Raw genomic sequence first — 819 nt, forward strand, 5'->3', positions numbered from 1 at the left:
TTTTGGGACCAGCACCCGCCGCAAGCAATAATAGAAATCAAGGCAAATGCCTAGGAACAAAACCCGGGGCACTTCAGTTTGGAATAGCAGATGCCGAGGTCTTTAGCCAGGCTGGTGAGGCTTAAGTCGACGTCGTCGTCTAGTTGGGGGAGGATTGCGCGGTAGAGGAACCAGGAGGTTTTGCGGGTGTAGGTGCCGGCTTTACCGATGTGGTTGCCGGGTGCGTTGGTGGTGTAGAACGCTTCCGGCATATCATCTTCGTCTAGGGGATCAGTATCGGGGTGGTTGGCAATGAGGAGAGTGTCGGGATAGTCGAGAGCAACATCAGGCTCGGGTGGGGCGAGTGTGGCAGTCACGAGGTGCACTCCAACAGGACGTAGGGGTTCGTATGTGTTTTCTAACGTATGCTCGTATACTATCCCAGGTGCCGGACATATGCGCGCGATGGGGGTGTTTTTGTTCGAATAGGGTGACCTAAACCCGCAGGGAACCCCGGAGTCGACCTTCACTAGGCAACGGGGGTAAAAGGAAAGGTTGAGGGTTGGTTTCCGACTTCCCATTATGGTGGATGTTGAAGCCATCGTTGTGCGGTTGGTGGGCTGGCCTAGAACGATGAGTGTAAACGCAAAAGGAAGCCGTAGGGGCAACACGTATGTGTGTTGTTCCTACGGCTTCCACCAGCTGGGAGGGCTGGTAAAACGCAAGGAAGAGGGCGGTGGTGTGCCGTCCTCTTCTTTGTTGTTTGTATTTTGTTGTGTTTTTGTTGTTTGGTGTCGGCGGTGACTTACTCTCCCACAACCTCCCGGTTGCAGTACCATC

General features: G+C 54.1%; 1 protein-coding gene. It reads right to left on the reverse strand.

Features of this window, described 5'->3' with window-relative positions:
* Positions 1 to 50: 50 nt before the first annotated feature.
* Complete coding sequence (locus tag WMQ00_RS11965; RefSeq protein ID WP_340441074.1) at positions 51 to 356, reverse strand: hypothetical protein; 306 nt, start codon at positions 354 to 356, stop codon at positions 51 to 53.
* Between the last annotated feature and the right edge of the window lie 463 nt (positions 357 to 819).

Origin of the sequence: Corynebacterium sp. KPL2825, assembly GCF_037908445.1 — a bacterium.
GTDB classification, from domain to species: Bacteria; Actinomycetota; Actinomycetes; order Mycobacteriales; family Mycobacteriaceae; genus Corynebacterium; species Corynebacterium kefirresidentii.